Raw genomic sequence first — 22680 nt, forward strand, 5'->3', positions numbered from 1 at the left:
TTTTCGTGCTCTAGCATATTGGCCAGGACTTTGGAAGATGACCGAGGCCTATTCCTGAGTCAGCGAAGGCTTCCATTCATAGGGCTCACTGGGTCGATAGTCAAATTCCATATAACGATCGCCCATTATCTCTTTTAGGGTCCCATCCTCTTTCATATGCAGCAACGCGTATGAAATCTTCTCCGCAAAACGACGGCCTTTGGGATTGTTCCAGACGATAATATAGTCGTAGCCAACTTCTATCGGAAATTCGGGGTCATAGGACAGCGACTCCAGAAACGGGATCCAGTCAGGCAGAAAACCAACGATCGCATCGACACGTCCCGCATATAGTCTGTTAAATTGGTATTTCTCGTTGGAAAAGTGCTGTAAGTTTATTTGGTACTTGTCCCATTGAACGGAATTAAATTCGTAACCAAGCGTTATCCCCACGACCTTGCCATTAAGTTGGCTCATACTTGATATGGCCGGTTCGCCCTTCCTGGTAAAAATAAAAGCCTTGTACACGCTTAGAGGGTATGTGGCCACGATATTCTTGCTATCGACATTCCGCAGTATTTCAGAGGCCAAACCGACGACTGCCAGGCTTCGCCCCGACATGAAGGTCATAATTGCGCGTTTTATGGGATATACGTTCTCAGAAATTGAATAACCTGATCTCTTTGAAGCTTCGGCTAATATTTTCTGGTATGGGCCCGGTGCATCAGCCTGAATTAGGCCATATATTTCGGGCAAGGAGACTTTGACGTCTTCAGCAGCGCAAGAACCACTGTACCAACAAGAAAGGGTAATGGCCGACAAGTGAAGAAAAGTAGTCATCACCGATTTCATTTTGCCCACTTGTCGGCATGTTGTCACAAATGCAATAGTAGCATGTTTTTATGCTTTCATGGTTTTAGTCGATATGCTCAATGTCAATTGGAATCGCACCTTCCCTGTGCGTTTTCAGAGTGTAACTTAACGATTACGCCCCAACGCATCGTGACTGGTCACCCAGTCTCCGGCCAGCACTGCACTGCTGAGCGACAACTCACCAGCAAGCACCACACCACCAATAATTTCCGCCAGCTTGCGGGCCTTGCCGGCACCGTCACAGCCCAGCAATTTCAGGCACTCCTGCTGTGTCGGCAAACCGGTGCCACCGCCAAAGGTGGCGACAATCAGGGAAGGTATGGTGATGGCGATGTAGTAGTTGCCTTCGTCATCCACGTCGGCAAAGGTAACCGCTGCGGAAGATTCTGAAACATTGGCAACATCCTGCCCGGTGGCGATAAACATCGCGGTAATACCGTTGGCGGAGTGGGCACCGGTATTGGAGGAGCCGGCCATAAAGTTGCCGACCTGAGTAATGGAACGCTGTTTATAGAGCATGTCTGGCGTCACGCCCATAATAGATTGCAGCAAGTCACCCGGAATGGTGGCCTCGGCGATTACGCGCTTACCGCGGGTATGCAGGGTATTGAGTTGGGAATGCTTTTTGTCAGTATCCATAGCACCGCTCAACACATAGCGCTTGGCACCCGGATAGTTAGACATGATCCACTCGCAAGCCACAAAAGTCGCTTTGCCCACCATATTCTGCCCGGCGGCATCGCCGGTAGTGTAGTTAAAGCGCAGGTACTGCATGCGGGCAGCGGGGTACTGTTCAATATTGCGAAGCTTGCCGGATCGGGTGGTGGTTTCTGCCACTTCCTTGATCAAAGCAAAGTTCGCGGTTACCCATTCACTGAAATCGCGTGCTTCGCGAGCATCATCAAAAATAAAGACTGGGGCACGCTGCATGGCGTCATCCACCACGGAGACCTTTACGCCGCCGGCCTCACGCAGCAGGCGCATACCGCGATTGTAGCTGGCCACCAGAGTGCCCTCGGAGGTAGCCATGGGGATATAAAACTCGCCTTTGGCGTGCTCGCCATCGATCAACAGGGGCCCGGCCAGACCGACGGGGACTTGCGCCACCCCCATAAAGTTCTCTATGTTGCCGGCGGTGACCGCTGGGTCAAAAGCATAATTGCCGATATGCTCAAAGGCAACGCCGGATTTTTCCGTGGCGAAGTCACGCCGGGCCTGGGCGATTGCGTTGGTGTAGTCGTTGTTCTTGTCTCTGGGGATGCGATTTGACATGGGTCTCTCTGTCTCTGGTTCAGTCAATATTGAGAAGTGATGGAAACATAATAGGGATTTACCCCAATGAGACCGTTAAAAATGTTACATTCTTTGGCGATTACCGGACAGGACACCAGAGGGAGCCCAGACACTTGGCTATCACCATTCGACAGCAGCTGGACCAAAGTGGCCTGTTCCAGCACTTTCCAGCCGACGCCAAACAAAAGCTCGCCGGCTTCTGCCACACGCAGATATACGCTGATGGAGAGATGATCTACCTGAAGGGCGACGAACCTACGGCGCTGTACGGGGTTCTCGATGGCGCCATCAAACTGATCGGTGAAAATCCCAGCGGCAAGTTCTTCCTGTTTGGTCTGGAGGGCCCCGGCCGCTGGTTTGGTGAAAGCTCCGCCCTGGACGGTGAACGCCGGGGCCAGAGCGCCCAGGCAGTGGGAGAAGCGCGCATACTCTCGCTTCCCCGTGGCGATCTGATGAAACTGCTGGATGCAAAACCGGAGCTGTACCGGCATTTTGTCTCCGTATTCTGTCGCCGACTGCGACTGGCCGGTGAACGCTTTGAGGATACGGCCTTCCTGCCCGTCAATATCCGGCTGGCCAAGAACCTGCTGCAAATGCACAGGGTACGCGAACAACATGGGATCAAACTGCCCCAGGAAGAGCTGGCGGCGAGCCTGGGCGTGACCCGCCAGAGCATTTATCGTGTCATCAAGGAGTGGCAACAGAAGGGGTGGGTCAGTACCCACTACGGTGATGTGAGGGTTGAGTCTGTGGAGCAGTTGCAACTGCTGGTCAATAACTATGTAGGATAATGGTTCTCGGGATAATAGAATAACCGGCTGACACCGCATTGAGATTCATCCGTGACCGCCAACACCATCGAAATCAATCGCCTGATGGCCGACTTTGACCCGCACGAACCCGTGTGGGTGTTCGGCTATGGGTCCCTGATCTACAAAGTGGACTTTCCGTATCTGCAGCGACGTCCCGCCAGCATCCGCCACTATGCCCGGCGTTTCTGGCAGGGCTCCCATGATCACCGGGGCACCCCTGACTCTCCCGGTCGGGTCGTTACCTTAATCGAGGAGCAGGATGCCCACTGCGGCGGCGTGGCCTATCTGATCACCCCCGGGGAATTTGAGCATCTGGATTACCGGGAAAAAAACGGATATCTGCGGGTGGCCACCGAGCTGACTTTTGACGATGGCAACCATGCCACTGGCGTGGTGTATATAGCCCGGGAGGACAATGGCGCTTTTCTGGGGCCGGCTCCCGAACGGGATATCGCACAGCACATTGCCTCATCTCAGGGCCCCAGCGGCCACAATAGTGATTATCTTACCGAGCTGGCCCAGTCACTGCGGGAGCTGTGTTACGAGGACGAGCATGTGTTTCGGCTGGAGAAATATCTGGCAGAGATCAGTTGTTGATATTGCCGACACCTGCCCGCCATGGACGGAGGGCAGGTATCGGCTGCAGGCAATGCCTGGTTGGACCTCAAACCATCAGGTGGTCGACTCTACAGGAACCAGTGTGATTTCCACACGTCGGTTCAATTGTTTACCCTCAGCTGTCGAATTGCTGGCCACAGGCTGGCTTTCGCCAAAACCCACGGTTTCCAGTCTATCCTTCAGGATGCCCTGGCTACTGAGGTAACCCGTCACGGAACTCGCCCGACCTTCGGACAGGGTCTGATTATAGCTGGCGGCTCCATCGCTGTCGGTGTGGCCACCGACTACAACCAGCGTACGGTTGTATTCTTTCAACACCAATGCCACAGAATCCAGAATCGGGAAAAAGTCCGATGCGATATTGCTGCTGTCGGTGGCAAAGGTAATATTGCCTGGCATGATCAGATTGATGTTATCCCCAACCCGCTCAACACTGACGCCTGAACCACGTAGCTGTTTACGCAGTTTGGCTTCCTGTACATCCATGTAATAGCCGATACCACCGCCAATAGCGGCACCACCCGCGGCGGCGGCCAGAATGCGTTGATTGCGTTTGCGACTGTCATCGTCCCTGTTGTCCAGATAGGCCAGTACGGCAGCTACGCCGGCACCAACACCGGCACCAATGGCAGTATTGGTGGTTTTTTCTTCGCCGGTATAGGGGTCGAAGGTGGTGCATCCTGGCAGGGCGCCAAGGAGGCAAAGACCCGTGAGTATGCCCGTAAAGCGCTTGTTCATTGTATCTCCTGAAACTTCCGTTAAACCAATCTTGAGCCTAACAGTATAGTGATTGGCGGAAATCCGCGACGGGCGCCGTTGGCATTTTTCAAAGTTTTTACAGGTGGATGCCTGTCAAAATCAGTAGGCGTATGTGAGCCCAACCGCCAGCTGATCTCTGCGCGGCTCCTGCGGATTTCGCTCCTGTAAAATCGCAAGCGCCTCTACAAATACCGAAATACCTGCTATTGGCAATGACCAGGCTGCCTTGGCTTTGCCGTAGACAATGGGATCATAGGCAAAAGGGCCGTCTACGTAACTCAAACTTGCTTCCAGCTCGAGACCGCCTTCCAGGCGCCAATGCCCACCACCACCGAAAAGGTGGCCGTCATCAGCGCCGTCAGCCTCATAGTGAATTGCCTCCAGGTACCAACCTCCCCGGCTCAGCATGACCTTGGGGCTGAGAATATCACCGACAAAGTCCAGTACCCGAGGGTTTTGGATATCGAACAGAGTCAGCGATAAATCCCATTGCCAATCACCCAGTTGGCGGCGGTAACCGATACTTGGCTCAACTTCGAACGAGCGCCTGGGATTGCCGTCTTCGAGGGGAATATTCAGCCACAGGTAACCGTACCAGCCGTTGTCGTGGCTAGCCCCGATATAGGGTTGCAACACCGCGTGATCATCAACCGTGGTACCCAACTTGCCCAGATACTTGGTTTTTACGGAAACCTGGGCAGCGTAGGACACTTCTTGCGCCTGAAGGCCAAAACCCAAAAGAAATAACACAACAACCCAAATCATTGATTTCATCGTCAACCCTCCTGTTTCCTTGGTTGCGTTTCTGGAGGGATATTGTTGGTTAATTTACGACCGCCAGACACTGGCTTAAAAGACAATCTTCGTTAATAATGAGCCATGTGTAGCGATCCACCGCAGGAGACGAAATGATCAACGTCGCCATCCTTACCTACGACAACCTCGCCACCTTTGAATTTGGTTGTGCCGTCGAGATCTTTGCGATGGAGCGGCCGGAATTTAAGGACTGGTACCGGGCCGAAGTGGTGTGTTTTGATTCAGACCGAATCAGTGCGCGGGGCAATGTGGAAATCCAGGTCAAGAAAATCGAGAACCTGGACGACTACGACATGCTGATTATTCCCGGCTGGTGCATCGCTGATGTCGCCGTGGATTCTGACTGGGATGCATCGCCAAGCAACCTTACGCAGCAACTGCAACGGTTTTACACCAACGGCGGTCGCATTCTGTCATTTTGTACCGGTGCGTTTTTACTGGCCGAAGCGGGATTACTGAACGGCCGTGAGGTGACCACTCATTGGCGTTACGCCGAACGTTTTACCCATCTTTTTCCGCAAGTGACGTTTGTGAACAATGTTCTCTATGTGTACGACGGACGCATCGGTTGTTCCGCCGGCAGTGCGGCGGCACTGGATCTGGGGCTGGAGGTGGTGCGGCAGGATTTTGGACACGACAAAGCCAACAAGGTGGCTCGTCGGCTGGTGATTCCTCCCCATCGCAGCGGCGGCCAGGCGCAGTTTGTAGAAACACCAATGATTGCCACCCAAAGTCATTTTTCCTCGACCCTGGATTGGGCAATACAACGGCTTCGCAATCCCATCGACGTCAATATTCTCGCCGAAAAAGCCAATATGTCGCGCCGAACTTTTGACCGTCACTTCCGCGCTTCGCTGGGTATGAGCCCAAAGGAGTGGATAACCCGACAACGATTGAACCTGGCACAAAACCTGTTGGCCGCTGGAGACGAGTCGATGGAGACCATTGCTCAACGCGCTGGTTTCGAAACTGCAATGAATATGCGTCACCATTTTCGTAAAGTGTTTGGTATCTCACCGAGCCAATACCAGGCCCAGTTTGCTGAGCAAGGTCGTGCCGTGGGCTGAGCTATCGCTCAACGCTGGTAAGGCGATCGCCGTACAAATCGAGCAACTGATTAACCGAAAATTCCCCGCTGTTACCAAACTCCAAGGCCAAGTGACGCCTGAGATCCGCTTCCACATTTCGGTTGCGGGCGCCATCTCCCGCCAGGCTATAGGCGACCCAGTATTCAAACCGGTCTGAAGGAGAATCTGAACTGCGGGCGGCCAACAGGAAAGCCTCTCTGTGCTCCCGAACGGCTCCGCGTAAGATATCTGTAACGCGAGCACCGGCCTGCGCCTGTAACCGGTCGCGCAGAGTCTCATCGCTCAAACGCACACTCGCTTTCGCCGGCAGCTCAATAGTAGGGTGGTGGCCGTGTTCAAAATCGGTGTGTTCCACCGCGACTTGATTCGATCTTTCCACATCATTGAGGAGATAAACCAGATCAGCCGTCAGGATTTGACTGAGCAAGGTAACATCGTAGCGATAGGTTGAGAAAAGATCCCGTTCAACCGTAGGTGCGGTATAAGACAGGCGCTCGTAGTGATGCTCAAGATTGCGCTCGGCACGGCGGCAACGGCGTTGGTATTTATTGAGCTTTTTCTCACTATTGTTGAGCCTGTGTTGCAGCTCCGTCAGAGTCTCCCGCTGTTGTTCCAGCTGCGCTTCGTTACCTTCGAAATTGTCGAGTTCGGTCTGCGCCCGTTGCAGACGTCGCTCCAGTCGGCGATGACGCTTGCGATGTTTGCGGTAGGTTTGCCGACTGTTATATACATCCGAGCGCAGATGTTCAATGTCGTCCTGAAGGTGGACAAAGTCAGGATTGGCAATGACTTCCACCCCACTCAGATAATCTTGCTGACGGGTTTCGTCTGTGTAGGCGACGTTGCCGTTAAGGTTCTGTAGCGAAAACCGGTACTGATCTGCCGCGCCCGGGAGAACTTCCAGGCCGGCAACATGGTGGAAGCTATCGTCGAACAGCTCCGCATCGAACGCCTCAAAAGCAAGATCAACCTGAAGCCGATATTGTTGTTTAAGCTGGCTGTAGAGTTCGCGATAGCGCTCCAGTGAGGCTGAATCGCCACGTGCCTGTGCCAGCTTACCATAGAGCAACAGGGCTTTTCCCGGTTGATGATTGTCGTAGGCGTGGTCAGCGGCCTGCTGCAGGTTTTGCAGCCACGCGTCCAGGTGATGCTTTGCCGCCCGGTATCCCATCTGGCTCTTGGCGTGGTCGGGCTTTTCCCTGAGCGCTTGATCATACTCTCGCAGCGCCAATTCATAGCGCCCCTGATGCAGGTGGTCCTGAGCACTGTCCACCAGGCGTTGGTGCGCGCAACCCGCCAGGGTGCCAAGGGCAATCATCACCAACACCAGCTTGCTCCACATTGATCGATCCTCTCCCCAAAACGCATTTGTCATAGTGACATCGAAGCGAAGTATAGAAATTTCAATCTGAATCAGTACTGAATCGAACAAAGTCTTACAAAACTCTAACAACCTGATACTGTACAAAACAACAGTATCAGGGTATAAATAGCCACATCCTGTATTAGGCTTGCCAAGGAGGAAGTCAATGCGCAATTTGCTGGTATTTGTTGTGCTGCTGGGCAGCTGCCTGGCCACAAGCCGCGGCTGGAGTTGGATTGGCGGCATCGGGATGATCGCTGTCATCTTCCTGCTGGCTTCCGCCGATAATATGGCGATCAATAAGTCCGACTCTGATCTTGCCTGCAGGGACGAGTGCCACTGAGTTATGCCTTCGAACCGGCAGTTTTATCGCCGCAGTCCAATTGCGCGGCAGCAGCAGCGGGTGACCTTCGGCGATATTCGGCGCCGTTTCGATTTCCGCTCCGTCAGTATTGGCCGCTGGGTGACAGAGCCCGAACAGGAGCGCGCCGCCGGGCTCTTTTACGATGCCCTGGTGGACTTGATGGCCATACTCCAGGGCCCTGAGAACCTGATCTCGCTGCGAAGCACCCTGTCGTTTCAATACGGCATTGGTGGCCGCCCCGGTATCTCCGCTCACTACGATCTGTCACAGCGCAGTTTCTCACTGGCCAAGAACGCCGGACCCGGCAGTATCGCTCATGAGTGGTTTCACGCCCTGGATCATTACCTGGGTACCAAGGCCTTTAGTGATGCGCCCCAACAGATGTTTGCCTCGCAAGCCTGGCTCAAGGATGCAACCCCTGTCGCGCACCCACTCAACGATCTGCTGTTTAAATGCTTCCAGGCCATCATGCTGGATGAGGCGGGTGATCAGCCCAGCGAGCTGTTTCAGATATCCTCCCGGGTGGACCGAGACAACGGCATCGTTTATTACAGTCAGCCCGAAGAGCTGTGCGCCCGAGCCTTTGAAGCCTTTATCCAGGACGCAGCCATTCGCAATAATTTTCTGGTAAAAGGCACCAAGGAAAGCGAAGAAGCCAAAATGGGGCTCTACCCTCAAGGCGAGCACCGAGCCCGGATTGCCACCGCCTTTAACCAGTACTTCGCTGCCTTGGGCGGCGCCCTTCGCAGAGGCGCGTAACCACATCAGAGGCAGCCACCGTCCCCTGATTCACAAACTCCTCGTGGTTCTTTTCCACCGTCGGCAAGTCGTATTGATAGTTGACCAAAATGCCATAGGACTGAGCCAGGCCATTTTCTGACAGATCACCCTGCCAGTTAAGCCGCTCCAGTCGCGCACCGTTGCCTAAATGGAACCGGGCCACCGGATCTCTGGGTTGTTCAGCGCGTTTGGCCAGGCACAAATATTGTGCGCATAGGCGCATTAGCAGGCTCTGCATTTCTGACGATTGCTGGAGATACCATTGCGGATCGTTCAAGGCCTCAATTAGTGCTCTGTCGTCGGCGTTGATCAGAGGACTGGAGTCTTCCCCCAATTGCGCCCGCAGCCAGGTCCGGAACCCGGGAATGGGTGACAAGGTTGCGAACTGCTTGAGCTGGGGTAACTCCGCCTGAAGCTCCATCACCACCTGCTTGATCAGAAAGTTGCCAAAACTGATGCCTGTCAGGCCCTCCTGACAGTTGCTGATTGAGTAGAAAATGGCGGTGTCCACCTGATCGTCCAGTGGTCGTTCCGGGGCTTCCAATAGGGTTTGTACATTGTCTGCCAGGCCATTCACCAACGCCACTTCCACAAAGATCAGGGGCTCTTCCGGCAGTGCCGGGTGGAAGAATGCAAAGCAGCGTCGATCACTGGCCAGACGCCGACGCAGGTCATCCCATCCGTCCATTTCATGCACCGCCTCATAGGCAATCAGCTTTTCCAGGATCAGAGCGGGCGTTTTCCAGTCGATGGCCTGCAAACTCAGGAATCCGCGATTAAACCAGGAAGATAGCAAGTGCTTGAGGTCTTCATTGACCGGTTTGAAGGAGGCATCTTCTTTTAAGAGACCCAATAAATCCCGCCTCATCGCCACCAGCGTTGAGGTGCCTTCGGGGGCCATATTGATCCGCCGAAACAGATGCTGTCGCGGCGCCTCCAGCGCGCGGCTCAAGTCTGACAATGAAGCCGAATCGCGATTGAGCCGAAAACGTTCCGCGCTCTCAATGACACGATCCGCATTGACACTGTATTGCTCCAACAGCAGTTGAAAGAACTCGCGCTTTTGCTCCAAAGTCATCTGCTGGTAACGTTCAACCACCTGCCGGGCCAATGCCGTGCCCAGAGCTTCTCCTTTGCGGGAGTAGAGTTCCGAGCACAACTGCTTAAGTGATTTTTCAGGTTCCCGCTCTCGCCTGCGCAGCAGTTTGCTGCCGGCCTCTGCCACGGAATTCAGCCAAAGATTAAATCCCATAGTGACTAGTGAGAACCTCCGGACAGACAGTCCGCGTAGCATTCGCGCAAAACGTTTTTCTGCACCTTGCCCATGGTATTGCGCGGAAGTTCATCCACATAAAAGACTTTTTTGGGGACTTTAAAGTTCGCCAGATTCTGTTTAACCGCATCAATTAACTGCGCGGGTTCTGCTGAGCATCCACTCTGCGGCACAACAACCGCAACCACCGCCTCACCAAAGTCAGCGTGGGCAACTCCAATAACCGCGCTTTCCGAAACTCCATCCAGATCATCGATAAAGGCCTCGATTTCCTTCGGGTACACATTCAGCCCGCCACTGATAATCATGTCCTTGGCTCGGCCGACAATCGCCACATAGCCATCTTCGTCCACACGGCCTTTGTCCCCGGTATTGAAAAATCCGTCTTCCGTAAAATCCTCGGCGGTTTTCTCTGGCATACCCCAGTAGCCCTTAAATACGTTGCGCCCCCTGACTTGCAGATTGCCAATCTCACCTATCGGCAGAGGTTGATTCTGTACATCGGCAATACGGACCTCTACACCCGGCAGTGGCAAGCCTACTGTCCCCGCCTTACGCTCACCTTCCAGGGGATTGCTGGTGTTCATATTGGTTTCGGTCATGCCATAGCGCTCAAGAATGGTATGGCCAGTGCGCTCGCGGAAGGCATTGAAGACTTCCACCAACAAAGGTGCAGAGCCGGAAATGGCCAATCGCAGCGAGCGGCACTCTTCCCGACCGAACTGCGCTTCTTCCAGCAGTCGTGTGTAATAGGTCGGCACGCCCATCATCACTGTACAGTCAGGCAACGCCGCCATCACGGCTTTACTGTTGAACGAGGGTAGCCAACGCATGCGCGCACCACTCATTAGTACACAGCCAAGGGCGACAAATAAGCCGTGAACATGGAATATAGGCAAGGCGTGAAGCAAGCAATCATCCGCACTAAACCCCCAGGCTTCGACCAGCGTTTGCGCGTTGGCTGCCAGGTTTTCGTGAGTCAACATAATACCTTTGGGGCGACCCGTGGTGCCGGAGGAATACAGCAGAGCCGCCAGATCATCCGCTGCCCGGGCTACGGTGTCAAAATCAGCGGGGTAATTGGCTGAGCGTTCGGTCAAACTGCCCTGGCCGTCGGCATCCAGCGTCAATACCGGAATGCCTTGCTCCGCCACCAACTCACTCATGGTGTTCTCAGCATCACTGCCGCAAACCACCAGCGAAGGCGCGGCATTGCTGAGGAAGTACTCCAACTCACTGCGCTGGTAAGCGCTGTTAAGTGGATGGAACACCAGACCGGCTCGCAAACACGCCAGATATAACCACAACGCCGTCGGGCTCTTTGGCACCTGCACGGTAACGCGATCACCGGGCTTAAGGCCCAGGGAGACCATAAATCCGGCCAGGCGCGACGACTCCTGCTCCGCGTCACCATAGCAATAGATCACGCCTTCATCGGTCTCCATCAGAGGTTGGTTGAGGTCACTGGGAAAATGTTGCCGAAAACCGCTGTACAGATTGTGGTCCTGTTGCGTCATGTCCTGCCTGCCCTTTGTTGATCAGTTATGCATTAAACAAAAGATGAGTATAGTTGCCCACCGGGGATTTGGGCTTTGACATTAGCGGTCAAGCTCTTGACGCGATAACCGTTGACGCCCGGGGCGGGGCAAACATACACTGAGGACATGAAACTTTCACCCACACTCTCTTCTCGGCATGTCCTCTACGTCAGGGATCATCTGGTTGACCAGGGGGCTGATCCCAAGGCAGTCTTCCACAGTGCCGAACTGGATCTGGAGGCTCAGCTGGCACACAACACTCCCCTGCCGGTCGCCGACTTTGCACGGCTGCTGAGGGTCGGTGCAGCCGAGCTTAACGACGATTACTTTGGTATGCATGTCGCCCGCGGCTTCCATCATGAAAGCAGTGGCCTGATGATTTTGACCATTTTGTCGGCCCCCAGTGTGGAAGCGGGATTAAAGACTCTGGTTCGATATGACAAGTATATCGATCCCGGCATCGATACCCGCCTGGCCCTGAATCCCGATGGCTGTGAACTCTCGCTGACGCTGCTCGACCCGCTTAATACGGAACGCAGCCAACTCAATGAATACTTGATCACTCTACTGTTGCAACTGCTGAGAACCGCCACTCGCCTCGACATCAGTCCCAAAGAGGTACGACTGCAGCACGCTGCCACTCGCCCCAAAGGCGCCCTGGCCGATTTTTTTGATTCACCCATACACTTTAACTGTGAACGCAACGCGCTGGTGTTTGACAATGCCCTGCTAAAGGAAACCTTTGTCACTTCTCATCAGTTGCTCTACAGCTTGTTAACCAAGGCTCTGCAGAGCTATCTTTCCTCCACCGGAGAAGAACACGACTTTATCGATCTGGTGTGCCGGGAAATTATCAAGCAAACCGAAAAGGAAACACCCAATATCGAAACGGTGGCCAATAACCTGTCCATGTCGGTTCGCACACTGCGCCGTCATCTATCGGACGAAGGCTACAGTTTTCAGGATATCAAGCGGGTCGCGAAAGAGAATCAGGCAAAGTACTTCCTGACCCATACCAACATGGGCCAGGCAGAAATCGCCTATGAGTTGGGTTATTCCGAAGTCAGCGCATTTTCACGCGCTTTTCGCTCCTGGACGGGAGAAACGCCGCAAGTCTATCGGGAAAAGCACACCTCAGAGTGATGCAACCAGTAACAACCCGCCACCGAAAATAAAAAAGCAAAGCCCGAAGATGATAAACGTGTAACCCATAATGTGTTTGAGTTTCAGACCGGCGATGGCAAGCAACGGAATCATCGGCAGCGGCTGAATCATATTGGACCACTGGTCGCCATAAGCAACACCCATCACCACCAGAGAAATGTCCACCTCCAGAGCTTTGGCCGCCTCTACAAATACCGGCCCCTGCACCGCCCACTGTGCACCGCCGGAAGGAATAAAGATATTGACCACACCGGCGGATACGAACGCCCAAAACGGCAAGGTTACTTCTGTCGCCACGCTGGCGAACCAGTCAGACAGTGTATTCACGAGCCCACTGTCCATCATCACCCCCATGATTCCGGCGTAAAAGGGGTACAGCAAAAGAATGGGGCCCACGGTGCGAGCGCCATCGGTGATAAGATCAATGTAGTGCTTGGCACTGTTGCATAGCAGTAACCCGGCGCACAACAGACTCCAGTTAACAACGTCCAGCGTCAGGCTGAAACCGTTGCGGGTGAACCAGCTGATAAGGTAGGCACCGATCAATGCGGCCACCAGTAACGGTAAAACGCGAGTGTTCTCCAGCTTTGCTACCGGTCGATCGGTTGCAGGGTCGGCGCTTTCGGTTTGGGGTGACTCCGGGGAGGGCGTGTATTCAATCAAGCGATTTTTAGATGGGTGCATGCAGGCACAGATAATGGCGACTCCGGTGAGCGTCACCAATGCGATCAGCAGGTTCCAACCGGAGAATATTGTCTCCGTCACCGGTATCAGGCCGCCGATGGCGTCCTCCATTCCATTTCCGGGGGTGGCAACAAACAGCGCGGCACTGGATGAGTAGCCCATATGCCATATCACAAAGCCACCATAGGCACTCGCCACCAGCAGGGGATAATGCAACTTCAGCCCCCGCTCTGCACCACCGGCAGCGACGTTGCGAGCGATAATGGCCCCGGCGATTAAACCCAGGGGCCAGCAGATGTAGCTGAAGAGACCTGCGCACAGAACGACCGTGACATAAGCGCGAAAGGCGGTGGTCGGTACTCTGCCAATATAATGCAGAAGTTGTTGGATCAACGCGGTATGAGCCAGGGCAAATGCGGCAATCACCATAAACGCCATTTGCGAGCCGAAAGCTAACAGGGAAGACAGGGAATGTCCCCACGCGTCCAGAGCTTCCACGGGGGTGATCGCAGTGGTTCCCAACACCAATGCCAGCGTGAGAAAGCTCAACAGAATCGTAAAGACAAACACGTCCGGGTAGTACTTTTCCACCAACACAACCAGCGGCGAGACAATTCTGTCAAGCAGACTGACGGATTCCTGCTCCCGGGATACTCCCGCGCTGTACGCCATGATGTTCTCGGTTTTGGTTTCTCTCACAATGACTTCCTCACCTAATCAACATCACAGCGCGGGACGTTGACGGCCAAACTGAGTGGCCTGTTCAAACGCACTTGCCAGTTGTAGCACCTCCAAATCACTCTGGGGCTTGCCGACAATCTGTAGCCCCACCGGTAATCCTTCGGCCGTAAAACCGCAGGGCACGGAAATGGCCGGCAGCCCTGTTATGGATATCACACAGCAGATCTGCATCCAGTCCAGATATGTCTGCATCTGCACGCCTTCGATCTCCCGCACCCACTCAATGTCGCCATCAAACGGCGCCACCTGGGTCGCGGGCAGTACCAGAAAATCGTAACGCTTGAAAAAGTCCAGGAACTGATGATAGATCGCCGTGCGTTTAACATCTGCCGCAGTGATGTCTGCGCCAGACAGACTCAAACCCTGTTCAATATTCCATACCGCCGTGTCTTTGATATTAGCCCGTTGTTGCTCAAAAAAGGCGCGAGTCGACTGGGCAAAATAACTGGCCCGCAATACCTCAAATACTCCCATCGCGTCACGCAGGTCTGGGTGCTCCCGGTCCAGCTGACAACCCAGGTCTCTAAAGATGCTTAATGCGCCCTCGCAGCGTTCCGCCACCGAGCGTTCCACCGGCAAAAAACCCAGGTCAGCGCTCCAGCCAATTCGGGCTCCCGAGAAGTCCCTCTCCAGTGACTGCGTAAACGTCTCTGCAGAGTCTGGCAATGACAAAGGATCACGATTATCTGGCCCGGCCATCGCCGACAACAACAACGCGCAGTCTTTTACGGTGCGGGCCATCGGGCCCTCCACGGCGATGCGACTCTGCCAGGCCATATCCGTGGGCCACAGTGGCACGCGGCCCATGGACGGACGCAAGCCCACCACATTACAGAAGGCCGCGGGGTTACGCAGCGAGCCCCCCATGTCACTGCCATCGGCCAGGGGCACCATGCCCGCCGCCAAGGCAGCTGCCGCACCACCGCTACTGCCGCCGGCGGATTTGGACACATCGTAGGGGTTGTTGGTTTTACCGAACAAGGAGTTAAAGGTATGGGAGCCGGCGCCGAATTCCGGTGTATTGGTTTTTCCGATAATCAATGCACCCGCGGACTTTAAGCGCTCGACATAGAGCGTATCGAAGTCCGGCACAAAGTTCTCAAACACTCGCGAACCGCAGGTTGTGCGAATACCTTTGGTAAACGCAAGGTCTTTGACAGCCATGGGCAGCCCGTGCAGCGGCCCAATGCTTTCGCCCCTGGCTAGTGCGGCGTCGGCCTCATCCGCCTGTGTTAGCGCCTCCTCCGCCGGGATCAGGGTACAGATAGCGTTCACCGACGAATTGACCCGCTCGATTCGTTCCAGAAACGCGCTCATGACTTCGCGAGCGGATAGGGCGCGTGTCGACAGAAGATGCGACAGATCAACGGCGTCCATATAGCAGATATCATTCATCGTTTTACCCTACCTCTGGTTTATCGTCTCTAACAACCATAGTCGTGCGAACTCTATTTCACTAAAAAAGAGTGGGCTGACGCCCACATTAAGAGCTCTGAGAGGAGAGATTCAGAGCTTGCTCGTTTTGTCCAGGCCTCAAAAGTTCAGCGTCAGATCTACGCCAAATGTGCGCGGTTCGCCGTAGAGTCCGGTCCATTCACTAAAAGGCCCGTCACGAAGGAAGGTAAAGTACTCCTTATCCGCGAGATTTCGCCCCCACAGGAATAGGCTCCAGTGCTCGTCGGCAGACGTGTAGCCGATGCGGCCATTCAACAGAGAATAACTGGAACCGGTGATCAGGGGATCATTGGTTACGTCATAATAGGTGTCGTCTTTATAGGACCACTCACCGACCAATACCAGCTCACCCGTATCGGCAATAGGGTAGCGGTACTCTGCCACCAGATTCGCCGTTACCTCGGGTGCATTGCGCAGGGCATTGCCACTGTGATCCTGGACGGTTCCGCTGACATTCTGTAAGAATTTGTCGTATTTTGAATCGGTATAGCCAACTCCACCGGAAAGCAGTAGCCCCTCACTCGCCCTGAATTGGAAGTCCAATTCAATGCCCTGAAGCGTGGCTTCCGCTGCGTTTGCCCCGACAAATTGCAAGCCATTGAGGTCAATAGTCTGCAGATCTTCGTAGTCCATGCTAAAAACGGCGGCGTTCAGATGCAGGCGTCCATCCAGCAGTTTGGACTTGAGTCCGAGCTCGTAGTTGGTAACTGTTTCCGGATCCAGTACGAAACCGTCATTGCCAATCAGGTCCGTCATAAAGCCACCGCTTTTGAAACCCCGTGACACCTTACCGTAGACAGTCGCATCCTCATTGAGCGCATAGGTCAGCGCAATCGTGGGAGAAACCTCAGAAAAGGTTTCATCGCCGCTTTGTACCAGGGTTGGAAATCCAAAGGCGCCGCCCACCTGACTCCAAACGGCTTCCTTTTCATCCCGTGTGTAACGCAATCCCACATTAAGATCGAGATTCTCGGTCATGTGGTAATCGCCGCTAAAGTAAACCGCCGTCGATTGTGACTCCACATTACCATCGCCGGTGATGTTCACTGTCGCACCAAAGGCTTGGGTCAAACGGCTGGATTCCACCTCCTGATCGTAATAGAACACGCCCAGGATCCAACTGAAGTCTCCGTCGCCCGGAGACGTCAATCGCAGCTCCAGGGATTGCTGTTCGGCTTCGTCGGTAAAGTAACTGTTGAGAATATCCGCAGGCAGGTTATCGTCATCGAAAGTGGCATAGAGATCCATTTGCCTCCAGGCACCAATCGCCGTCAGGCTGTAGTTATTCTCCAGATCGTAGTCGACAGTAACGGCAAGGCCCTTGACCTCTTCCTGGTAAATCTGGGGGCCGTCTTCGTTCACTTCAAACGGGTCGGACTGGCCGGCAAACGCTTCCCCAGCACCGAGCCCGGAGGGCGTAAGAATTTGCGAAGCCACCACGTCGTTGTCTTTCTCCGAGTAATCCGCCGCAACCAAAACTCTGAGGGAATCACTGGGATTGAACTCCAGCTTGCCGGCGACTCCGTACTGGTCAACCGCCTGCAGTTCATCACCATTGAACAGGTTATCGATATAGCCGTCTGTTTGCTTGTTGGTGAATGACAGGCTACCACCCACCTGGTCGCTGAATTTACCGGATACAGAACCCTTAATATGCTGCAAGCCATAGTTACCCAGGCTGGCGGAGACCTTACCCTCCAGCTCCTCCGATACGCCCTTGGTAGTGATATTCAAAGCACCGGCGATAGTGTTCTTGCCAAACAGAGTTCCCTGGGGGCCCCGCAGGACCTCAATTTGAGCTACATCCGCCAGATCGATGTTGTAGAACATGGGGCGGCCAATATAAACCCCATCCACATAGATACCAACGCTGTCTTCCAGGCCGATATTCCGCACATTGGAGCTGATACCGCGAATGCCTATGGAGGTCTGGTGACCACCGGCGCGGTCCTGATAGGACAGGTTGGGCACCGAATGGGTGATATCGGCGACATCGGAGACACCCCGCATTTCCAGAGCGGCCGCGCCGAATACCGTGGCGGCCACCGGAATATCCTGCAGGCTTTCCTCCCGTTTACGGGCTGTGACCACCACCTCTTCCAGAGTCAGAACTGAGTTTTCTGCAAAAGTCGCCGTGGGGGCGAGCATCTGAGTGACTGGTACCAATAACATGGTCGCCAGCTTGGTGCGTGTGAATTGTCTCCGGTGCTTGTATCCCATCTCTCTCTACCCGTGTTATCTGATTGTTCGGTTGAGTGGATAGAGTAGAGAGTTGGTGGGGAAAGAGGATTGACATAAGGGGTCAGGTTATTGACACATCAGAGACCCTTGCTCCTTCTCGCCTATCGCCCCTGAAACACCGGGGTTCGTCTTTCCAGAAATGCGCCGATTCCTTCTTCAGCATCGGCGCTGTCTGCCACCACATTCTGTATTTTGCCCTCGATATCGATGGTGTCCGAGAGATCCATCAACAGCGCCATCTGCAACGCCTCTTTGGAATACCCCAGTGCCAAAGGCGCTTTCTTCGATAATCTTTGCCCCCAGTTTTGCGTGTATTCCAGCAGACTGTCAGCCGGCACGACAGCATTGGCCAGCCCTAATTGCAAACAGGTATCAGCGGGCATTTTTTCGCCTTCAATAACCATTTCATAGGCACGTCGGTAACCCAATTGCTGCACCAAATGCCAGCTTGCTCCACCGTCCGGGATAAGACCGACATTCACAAATGCCTGATAAATACAAGCGTCGTCGGCCATTACCGTCAGATCGCAGACCATCGCCAGGGCACTGCCCACTCCGGCAGCCACGCCATTAATCGCGCTGATAAATGGTTTTCTGGTGTTGTATATTGTCATCAACAGGGGCTTGACGACTTCATTCAAAATGTCGGAGGCCTTGCGTTCAGCGGTTTGCCTGGTGGAGGCCAAATCAGCACCGGCGCTGAAATTCTTTCCCTCGCCAGTAATGATCACAACCCGAACTTGGCTGTCGTCCGCAACCCTCTGAACAGCAGCCAATAATTCACGCTGCATTTGATCGTCGATAGCATTGGAGACATCGGGACGGTTTAGAACAATGGTTGCCACGCCATTGTTCAGGTCATATTTCAGGGTTTGATAGTTACTCATAATTACCTCTAACAGCGAAGGTATACTCCCGCTGATTTGTTAATGCCTTAGAGCCTTCTTGTCCACTTTACCCACGCTGGTCAGAGGAACCTGTTCACAGAACTCAATAATTTTAGGCACTTTGTAGGGTGCTAGTTTTTCCCGGCAATGTGCGGTGATTTTGTCCTTGAGATCGGCGTTGCCGATGCTCTTATCCGAGGCTTTCAACTGAATGACCGCTCTAACAATTTCACTGCCGGGGCGTTCTGGATTCGGTTTACCCACGATGGCGCAAAGTTCGACTTCCGGCAATTCATAAAGAACATCTTCGACCTGTTTGGAATAGACGTTGTAACCGCCAACCAGCAGCATGTCTTTGGTGCGGTCTACAATATACAGGAAGCCATCTTCGTCCATTCTGGCAACATCGCCGGTATAAAAGTATCTGTCGCCGTCGAATTCCCTGAACGATTCCTCGGTGGCCTTGGGGTTGTTGTGGTAACGCTCAAATACCTGCGGACCGCTAACAATCAGCTCGCCAGGCTCACCGACAGGCATTTCGGTTGTTTTGTCTTCAACGTCAACGATTTTTATTTTTGTGCTCTGTACCGGAACACCCACAGAGCCGATCTTCTTCTTGCCATTCACCGGATTCATAGAGGTAAAACATTCCGTCAACCCATACTTCTCTACAACCTTGCCCTGGCCCACAAAGGTCTCCAAGCGTTTGATGGAATCGACATCAAAAGGCGCTGCAGCGGACACACAGAATTTTACAGAAGAGAAGTCAATACCGGCGAACATCGGATTGTCCATTAACATTTGATAGAGCGTAGGCACATTACCCAGCTGTGTGGGTCGATACGATCTGATGTCTCTGCAAATCTGATCAGTGTCCCTGGGGTCCGGGATCAGGATTTGAGTGTTACCCATGGCCATATTGAACGATCCGTACCCGGTTCCCGCTGCATGGAACAAGGGAAAGGCCGCGCACATGATGTCCTGCTCCTTTTTGTTGTCCTTTATAGCGGCATTGGGGTCTTTGGCAATGCCCAGCCACTGGCCTATCTGACTCATACAGGTAACGAAGCCTTTTTGCGTCAGCACCACCCCTTTGGATGCCCCGGTGGTGCCTCCGGTATAGGACAATAAGCAGGTATCGTCTGGAGAAAGATCAACTTCGGGTTTATTCGCCGGATAACTGGAAACCAATTGGTGATAAGAAACAACCCGTTTTCCATCGATTTGCTCAGGAGAGCCCATAGGATCCCTTTCAGGCTCTCCATGTTGAGACACCCCCTGGCCGGACAAAAAGTCGACCATATTGGTAACCACTACATTTTTCAGGTTCGGGATCTGGTCAGCGATACCGATAATGCAATGAGTATAAAAGAGATCCAATGTTATCAACGACTTCGCGCCGGAGTCGTTTACCTGATGCACAAATTCGGTTGGGGTCAACAGCGGCGAGATACCCGTAACAACACATCCCGCCTTAACGGTACCCACCAAAGCAATGAGGTACTGGGGGAGGTTGGGTAAATGGATACCCACCACATCCCCTTTTTGACAGCCCTCATTAACGAGAAACCTGGCGAAACGATCGGAAAGATCGTTGAGCTGTTTATAGGTACAGGTGCTGCCAAGAAAGTGGAATGCCGCCTTTTCCTCGTCCGCGTACAGCCCCCTTTCAATAAATTCGAGAAACGTGGTGTCCTTGAGATCCAGCTCCGCGTCAACATGGTCGTCATACCATTTTAACCAGGGTTTATCGCTGTAGGTTGTCAACTTATTGCACCTCTATCCTTAACTAGTTGCTTAATTACCACTGAGCACTGTGACCTAAAATGAAATCCCTACATTTTTGAGTAAGGGTGTCAAAGACTCCGAGATATTGGTGGGGTTATCAAATTCCGAAAAGTTGCAGATTTCACCCCAGGACTCAGCTACATCTTCTGCGGAGAATCCCGCTTTCACATCGAAATTCACCCCCATGGAACGCTGCCAACGCACCTTGGCCATCCAACCGGCGCCAAGCTCAAACAATCCCCCGGATTCCTTGCAGCTTTCACTGCACAGATTCACCACCAGGGGTGTAATAAACTCGGGCTTTAGCGCAGAAACCACTTCCGTCGGGAAGACCGTCTCCGTCAAACGGGACCCCGCCGCAGGAGCAATAACATTTGCCTGGATACCCTTAGCAGCTCCCTCTACGGCCAGGGTATTGGTCAGCCCCACCAATGCCATCTTGACGGCGCTGTAGTTGGCCTGGCCAAAACTGCCATAAAGACCGGCACCGGATGCGGTATTAACGATACGTCCATAACCCTGCTCCAGCATATGTGGCCAGGCTGCTTTAGTCACCTTGTAGGAACCCAGTAAATGCACGCGATAGACAAGATCCCAATCCTTATCAGACATGTTTTTGAAGCTGCTATCGCGTAATATCCCTGCATTATTAACCAGGACATCCACACGGCCATAATGGTCTAACGCCGCCTGAATGATGGCATCACCATCCTCTACAGAGTCATAGCTGGCTAAGGCTTCGCCACCGGACGCCTTGATTTTCTGCACCACAGCATCGGCGGCGGCGGAACTTTTACCACCGCCAGTGACGTCACCGCCCAGATCATTGACAACCACCTTCGCTCCGCGGCGGGCGAACTCCAGTGCATAGCTTCGCCCCAGGCCGGAACCAGCCCCCGTGATCACAACAACTTTATCATCGAATCTTTGCTGCGTATCCACTACACCCTCCTGCAAACCACTTAACAAATATTGACTTCAGCAGGCTGCAAAACTCTTCATTTGTCGGCAGCCTGTCAGCCCTAACTTTGCCGACTTTGGATTTTGGAAGGAATGCTAGAAACGGTGATTTGGCTTAGCCAAAAAATTCACAAGAGAAGTGATGAATAACCAGGGCTCTGGATAACGAGACTATCCGTCGTTTCCTTTCTTATATTTGGCTCTGTAATCGGATGGGCTGAGACCCACCCAGCGATGAAAAGCTCGGGCAAAAGATGAGGGCTCAACAAACCCGATATGAAAACCAATATCGGCGACCGACTGCTCACTGTGTACGAGCTTGTCAATGGCAATGTCTCGACGAATCTCAGTCTTTATTTGTTGATAATTTGTGTTCTCTTTAATGAGCTTGCGCCGGATAGTCTGTTCGGTAAGGCTCAGCATCCTCGCTATGGCACTGAGTTCAGGAAAGCCATTGTCCTTTTTGTACTCTGAAATCAAAATGCCCTTCAATTTAGTGGTCATGCTATCGTCGCTACCAGGAATGGTAATAAACCCGGCGGGCGATTCACCCATAAAGGCCTTTGCTTCTTTCCAGTTTCTTACCACTTGGTAGTTAAGGCAATTTTTATCAAAGTAAAAGCCATTGGACTCACTATTGAAACTGCAGTCGCCTGGAAATAGATCAGCGTATGCACCCGCATATTCGGGTCGTGGATAGATAAACGTGCTTTCTATCAATGCTATGCGTCGATCTGTAATCCAACAGAATAACCGATGCATGGTTGTCATGACCAGTTCGGTTAGAAAATGATCGACATCCAACTCTGGCTCCGCCAATACAACAACAAACCCTACCCTGTCCTCGGTGTAGTCCAATTCGAAATGAAAGCCGGCGCCTACCGTTCTGTAAAAACGGCAGACCTCCCGCATAACGATTTCCAGGGTTTCGAATTGCAGCACATACCGAATCATCAGGTCAAAGAGCCCCACCTGACAGGGGTAGCGGGTCATACCAAAGCCTTCATCGCCGGAGATTTCCCACACCCGACGCACCAACTGAGAGTATTTATTGGTTGAAATTCGGACGCTGCTTCCTTCATTTAATACATCGATGGGAATACCGATTTCTTCCAGCAGCTCTTCTGAATTGATACCGAGTGCTTTATCGTGCCTTAAGAGTGCACGGATAAAATGGTTATCTGTTGAGACCATTGGCAAACCA

General features: G+C 53.2%; 20 protein-coding genes. 6 read left to right on the forward strand and 14 right to left on the reverse strand.

The window, feature by feature from the left end; genetic code table 11:
- Positions 1–48: 48 nt before the first annotated feature.
- Positions 49–831: a substrate-binding periplasmic protein gene (locus HBA55_RS18885; protein ID WP_166994647.1), complete on the reverse strand. Its 783-nt coding sequence runs from the start codon at positions 829–831 to the stop codon at positions 49–51.
- A gap of 126 nt (positions 832–957) precedes the next feature.
- The gene (locus HBA55_RS18890; RefSeq protein ID WP_166994649.1) at positions 958–2124 is read right to left on the reverse strand and encodes a hydroxymethylglutaryl-CoA reductase; all 1167 of its coding nucleotides are present in this window, start codon (positions 2122–2124) and stop codon (positions 958–960) included.
- A gap of 134 nt (positions 2125–2258) precedes the next feature.
- On the opposite strand from HBA55_RS18890, the gene HBA55_RS18895 reads away from it, so the two are divergent.
- Both HBA55_RS18895 and HBA55_RS18900 read left to right on the forward strand, forming a co-directional pair.
- The gene (locus tag HBA55_RS18895) at positions 2259–2936 is read left to right on the forward strand and encodes a Crp/Fnr family transcriptional regulator (protein ID WP_166994651.1); all 678 of its coding nucleotides are present in this window, start codon (positions 2259–2261) and stop codon (positions 2934–2936) included.
- 51 nt (positions 2937–2987) lie between these two features.
- Positions 2988–3554, forward strand: coding sequence for a gamma-glutamylcyclotransferase (locus HBA55_RS18900; RefSeq protein ID WP_166994653.1), 567 nt, complete (start codon positions 2988–2990; stop codon positions 3552–3554).
- Between the two features lie 75 nt (positions 3555–3629).
- Here the strand turns inward: HBA55_RS18900 and HBA55_RS18905 are convergent, their stop codons facing one another.
- Both HBA55_RS18905 and HBA55_RS18910 read right to left on the reverse strand, forming a co-directional pair.
- Entirely contained in the window at positions 3630–4313 is a 684-nt protein-coding gene (locus HBA55_RS18905; RefSeq protein WP_166994655.1) for a YiaD family glycine zipper/OmpA-like lipoprotein, read from the reverse strand.
- 120 nt (positions 4314–4433) lie between these two features.
- Entirely contained in the window at positions 4434–5108 is a 675-nt protein-coding gene (locus tag HBA55_RS18910) for a hypothetical protein (RefSeq protein ID WP_166994657.1), read from the reverse strand.
- Between the two features lie 134 nt (positions 5109–5242).
- On the opposite strand from HBA55_RS18910, the gene HBA55_RS18915 reads away from it, so the two are divergent.
- Entirely contained in the window at positions 5243–6217 is a 975-nt protein-coding gene (locus tag HBA55_RS18915; protein WP_166994659.1) for a helix-turn-helix domain-containing protein, read from the forward strand.
- Between the two features lies 1 nt (position 6218).
- On the opposite strand, the gene HBA55_RS18920 is transcribed toward HBA55_RS18915, so the two are convergent.
- Positions 6219–7613, reverse strand: a complete 1395-nt coding sequence (locus HBA55_RS18920; protein ID WP_166994661.1) for a tetratricopeptide repeat protein — start codon at positions 7611–7613, stop codon at positions 6219–6221.
- 154 nt (positions 7614–7767) lie between these two features.
- Between HBA55_RS18920 and HBA55_RS18925 the strand changes: the two genes are divergently transcribed.
- Both HBA55_RS18925 and HBA55_RS18930 read left to right on the forward strand, forming a co-directional pair.
- Positions 7768–7944 carry a hypothetical protein gene (locus tag HBA55_RS18925; RefSeq protein WP_166994663.1) on the forward strand — a complete coding sequence of 59 codons (177 nt, stop codon included), beginning with the start codon at positions 7768–7770 and terminating at the stop codon, positions 7942–7944.
- A 3-nt stretch (positions 7945–7947) separates the two neighbouring features.
- Positions 7948–8724, forward strand: coding sequence for a CLCA_X family protein (locus HBA55_RS18930; protein WP_166994667.1), 777 nt, complete (start codon positions 7948–7950; stop codon positions 8722–8724).
- On the opposite strand, the gene HBA55_RS18935 is transcribed toward HBA55_RS18930, so the two are convergent.
- Both HBA55_RS18935 and HBA55_RS18940 read right to left on the reverse strand, forming a co-directional pair.
- Complete coding sequence (locus HBA55_RS18935) at positions 8675–9997, reverse strand: malonyl-CoA decarboxylase (RefSeq protein WP_166994669.1); 1323 nt, start codon at positions 9995–9997, stop codon at positions 8675–8677. The two genes, HBA55_RS18930 and HBA55_RS18935, sit on opposite strands and share 50 nt — an antisense overlap.
- A gap of 5 nt (positions 9998–10002) precedes the next feature.
- Positions 10003–11535: a malonate--CoA ligase gene (locus HBA55_RS18940; protein ID WP_166994671.1), complete on the reverse strand. Its 1533-nt coding sequence runs from the start codon at positions 11533–11535 to the stop codon at positions 10003–10005.
- Positions 11536–11682: 147 nt separating this feature from the next.
- On the opposite strand from HBA55_RS18940, the gene HBA55_RS18945 reads away from it, so the two are divergent.
- The gene (locus HBA55_RS18945) at positions 11683–12699 is read left to right on the forward strand and encodes an AraC family transcriptional regulator (RefSeq protein WP_166994673.1); all 1017 of its coding nucleotides are present in this window, start codon (positions 11683–11685) and stop codon (positions 12697–12699) included.
- Here the strand turns inward: HBA55_RS18945 and HBA55_RS18950 are convergent.
- From HBA55_RS18950 to HBA55_RS18980, 7 genes are all read right to left on the reverse strand, one after another.
- Complete coding sequence (locus tag HBA55_RS18950; protein WP_206019870.1) at positions 12691–14103, reverse strand: TIGR00366 family protein; 1413 nt, start codon at positions 14101–14103, stop codon at positions 12691–12693. The genes HBA55_RS18945 and HBA55_RS18950 overlap by 9 nt on opposite strands.
- Before the next feature lie 24 nt (positions 14104–14127).
- Positions 14128–15540, reverse strand: coding sequence for an amidase (locus tag HBA55_RS18955; protein ID WP_166994675.1), 1413 nt, complete (start codon positions 15538–15540; stop codon positions 14128–14130).
- Positions 15541–15678: 138 nt separating this feature from the next.
- The gene (locus HBA55_RS18960; RefSeq protein ID WP_166994677.1) at positions 15679–17820 is read right to left on the reverse strand and encodes a TonB-dependent receptor; all 2142 of its coding nucleotides are present in this window, start codon (positions 17818–17820) and stop codon (positions 15679–15681) included.
- A gap of 122 nt (positions 17821–17942) precedes the next feature.
- A complete protein-coding gene (locus HBA55_RS18965; RefSeq protein WP_166994679.1) occupies positions 17943–18728 on the reverse strand; it encodes an enoyl-CoA hydratase/isomerase family protein in 786 nt (261 codons plus the stop codon).
- Between the two features lie 39 nt (positions 18729–18767).
- Positions 18768–20495 (reverse strand): AMP-binding protein, encoded by a 1728-nt coding sequence (locus HBA55_RS18970; RefSeq protein ID WP_166994681.1) that lies wholly within the window; start codon positions 20493–20495, stop codon positions 18768–18770.
- Between the two features lie 54 nt (positions 20496–20549).
- Positions 20550–21458, reverse strand: coding sequence for an SDR family NAD(P)-dependent oxidoreductase (locus tag HBA55_RS18975; RefSeq protein ID WP_166994683.1), 909 nt, complete (start codon positions 21456–21458; stop codon positions 20550–20552).
- A 189-nt stretch (positions 21459–21647) separates the two neighbouring features.
- Positions 21648–22670 (reverse strand): AraC family transcriptional regulator, encoded by a 1023-nt coding sequence (locus HBA55_RS18980; RefSeq protein WP_166994685.1) that lies wholly within the window; start codon positions 22668–22670, stop codon positions 21648–21650.
- Positions 22671–22680 lie beyond the last annotated feature (10 nt).

Origin of the sequence: Pseudomaricurvus alkylphenolicus (assembly GCF_011683955.1) — a bacterium.
GTDB classification, from domain to species: Bacteria; Pseudomonadota; Gammaproteobacteria; order Pseudomonadales; family Cellvibrionaceae; genus Pseudomaricurvus; species Pseudomaricurvus alkylphenolicus.

Excerpts from the sequence above, each read along its gene's own strand:
- HBA55_RS18885 (WP_166994647.1), bottom strand. The coding sequence starts at position 831 with ATGAAATCGGTGATGACTACTTTTCTTCACTTGTCGGCCATTACCCTT.
- HBA55_RS18890 (WP_166994649.1), bottom strand. The coding sequence starts at position 2,124 with ATGTCAAATCGCATCCCCAGAGACAAGAACAACGACTACACCAACGCA.
- HBA55_RS18905 (WP_166994655.1), bottom strand. The coding sequence starts at position 4,313 with ATGAACAAGCGCTTTACGGGCATACTCACGGGTCTTTGCCTCCTTGGC.
- HBA55_RS18910 (WP_166994657.1), bottom strand. The coding sequence starts at position 5,108 with ATGAAATCAATGATTTGGGTTGTTGTGTTATTTCTTTTGGGTTTTGGC.
- HBA55_RS18915 (WP_166994659.1), top strand. The coding sequence starts at position 5,243 with ATGATCAACGTCGCCATCCTTACCTACGACAACCTCGCCACCTTTGAA.
- HBA55_RS18920 (WP_166994661.1), bottom strand. The coding sequence starts at position 7,613 with ATGACAAATGCGTTTTGGGGAGAGGATCGATCAATGTGGAGCAAGCTG.
- HBA55_RS18925 (WP_166994663.1), top strand. The coding sequence starts at position 7,768 with ATGCGCAATTTGCTGGTATTTGTTGTGCTGCTGGGCAGCTGCCTGGCC.
- HBA55_RS18930 (WP_166994667.1), top strand. The coding sequence starts at position 7,948 with ATGCCTTCGAACCGGCAGTTTTATCGCCGCAGTCCAATTGCGCGGCAG.
- HBA55_RS18935 (WP_166994669.1), bottom strand. The coding sequence starts at position 9,997 with ATGGGATTTAATCTTTGGCTGAATTCCGTGGCAGAGGCCGGCAGCAAA.
- HBA55_RS18940 (WP_166994671.1), bottom strand. The coding sequence starts at position 11,535 with ATGACGCAACAGGACCACAATCTGTACAGCGGTTTTCGGCAACATTTT.
- HBA55_RS18945 (WP_166994673.1), top strand. The coding sequence starts at position 11,683 with ATGAAACTTTCACCCACACTCTCTTCTCGGCATGTCCTCTACGTCAGG.
- HBA55_RS18955 (WP_166994675.1), bottom strand. The coding sequence starts at position 15,540 with ATGAATGATATCTGCTATATGGACGCCGTTGATCTGTCGCATCTTCTG.
- HBA55_RS18960 (WP_166994677.1), bottom strand. The coding sequence starts at position 17,820 with ATGGGATACAAGCACCGGAGACAATTCACACGCACCAAGCTGGCGACC.
- HBA55_RS18965 (WP_166994679.1), bottom strand. The coding sequence starts at position 18,728 with ATGAGTAACTATCAAACCCTGAAATATGACCTGAACAATGGCGTGGCA.
- HBA55_RS18980 (WP_166994685.1), bottom strand. The coding sequence starts at position 22,670 with ATGGTCTCAACAGATAACCATTTTATCCGTGCACTCTTAAGGCACGAT.